Genomic DNA, 2,135 nt, shown 5'->3' on the forward strand with positions numbered 1-2,135 from the left:
AGGCAAGAGCCGACGCCTTCATTACAGCACCGAATGGCAGCTTGAATAAATATACAGCTTTGTCAACCTAAAAAAACTTCGGAATCGAGTTATAAATCCCATAATAATATTGGCTATCGGACGGGCTTTATTGTTAATCCTAAAAGTGGAGAACAACGTACTTTTCGGCGTAAATTTGACGATGTGTTATTAAATCCCCTTCCTTATACCAAAGTATTTGCAGCAGCAGGTTCTGAGTTTACGAGTACAACAGACGTGCAGGGCAAGTATCGCATTGAATATTTTAATCCAGCCTGTCCTGGCTTCCAAATAACCTACCATAATCCCATCATTGCTGAGTTGCATTACAGTCGTTTTCATCCCCGTAAAACGGAATATTTACCGTATTTTTTAACCCGTGAAAAAGAAAGTCACTGTAATGGGTTGGCGGTTTATGATTATCGCGTCAATGTAATTTTAGCACTGCAATCAAGCTTTCATTATCACATTGATTTTCCGGTGGATATGATGGTGCTGCGCGGCAGTGCAGGACTTTATAATCCCGATGAAACACCGATCCTTGTTGGTGAAGTGGACTCTGAAAGTGGTGCCTATTACGATTTTGACTGGCAGCCAGATAAAAAAATCATACCTACCTATGACTTAAATGATGGTGGCCGTGACGATGGGGTGGTGCCGGGCATCTTGGTTGAGTCGGCTACTGGCGACAAAAAAACCTTCTACCCTGTCGATAAACTGGAAGAGGCTAAAGTTTTTGGTATTTACTTTGGTACTATTTTGGGCCAACCAGATCAAGATACTACACCTAAAGGTTTGGTCACTAAAATCAGTGAGCAGGCTATTCAAAATACTGACTTATATGTGATCCGAACGTCGACCGGTGAACTGGTGGCTGAGCAAAAAGGCTTATCCTCTGGTGCATTAGCGAAAGGTGAAAAGGACAGTCACTTTCAGTTTTTGGTGCGTTTACGAGGAAGGTTAGGTGAAATATTCCGGCCTAACAGGAACTTTGAACGCTGGCAGGTGCAGGATGGTGTTAAACCCCAATTTCGGCAACGTAACTATGATCATCTTCGACCAGGCGAACAGGTTACTCTTTATTTAATTAATCGAGTGACCGGCTGCACGGGCCAGAAAACCGTCACCCTGGGGAAAAGCTATGGCGGCGACAGTGATTTATCCACTGTGGTTGACGAAATCAAAATGTATCCGCCTAACCTCAAAGTATGGGCGGTTCGCAGGCCTGCCCGAAATACCGCAGACCAGCAGCTGCCTGACCAGATGATTGGTTCAGAGTCGGCAGGCTTTACTACAGACCAGTGGGTTGCTGTCTATACCGAATGGCTGGGACATAATGATAGTCCCTTACCTCCTGCTTTGGCCGATTACGGTTTTACTGGGCGTTTAGCTCGGGTGGTGGCACCTAACCAGCTAGCGGCGGTCACGGCTGACAGCCCACACTTGGCCCATTTCAGTATTCAGCCAGGTCAACAAGTTCAGATGATACGCTTGCCTGAAAAATCCTTGAGCCGGCAGCACTTTTATGTCCAGGCCAGTGCTGCCCCTAAATACCGTAACCCTAGCTTTGCTACTCAACGTGCTGATAAACAAAGCCTCGGTCATTTTGTGCCCATTAAAGTGCCTATTTTTAATGAAGAAATGGCACGCCAAGCCGGAATCAGCCAGCCTTCAAACTTAAACTTGTTTCATCACTGGGAGTATCGCCCTGAGCTGAAATTCAGCCAGTATGATCTGGATGTGCACTCGCTGCAGGTCGTGAGTATAGATAAAAGGGAGCAAGTGAAGGTCAGAGATCAATTAAAGACACCGACCATCATGGAGCCAGAGGATACGTTGTTAACGCTGTTTTACAGCTTGTTTGTGCCAGAGGTTGAAGCGCTGAAAGGCTGGTCGAAGACGGAGGAGTTTATTTTTTCGGTTGAAAATCGTGAAGTGGCGGTGAAAGTGGGTGAAAAACAACAAGTCAGTGTGGCGGAGTTGAGCAAAATTCGTCGGCTGGATACAGACGGACTGATAACGTTAACTCGATTCCGAAGTTTTTTTAGATTGACATATTCATTCGTTTACTCATGCCGCTGCTCTGTATTTTAATGAGTTAGTGGGCTCTTGTTTGC

General features: G+C 45.5%; 1 protein-coding gene. It reads left to right on the top strand.

Going from position 1 to position 2,135, the window contains the following annotated elements; all coding sequences use genetic code 11:
* Positions 1 to 183: 183 nt before the first annotated feature.
* On the top strand, positions 184 to 2,112 hold the full coding sequence (locus tag F607_RS0126470) for a hypothetical protein (protein WP_027710398.1): 1,929 nt from the start codon (positions 184 to 186) through the stop codon (positions 2,110 to 2,112).
* Positions 2,113 to 2,135: the final 23 nt, after the last annotated feature.

Origin of the sequence: Zooshikella ganghwensis DSM 15267, from assembly GCF_000428585.1 — a bacterium.
Taxonomy (GTDB): Bacteria; Pseudomonadota; Gammaproteobacteria; order Pseudomonadales; family Zooshikellaceae; genus Zooshikella; species Zooshikella ganghwensis.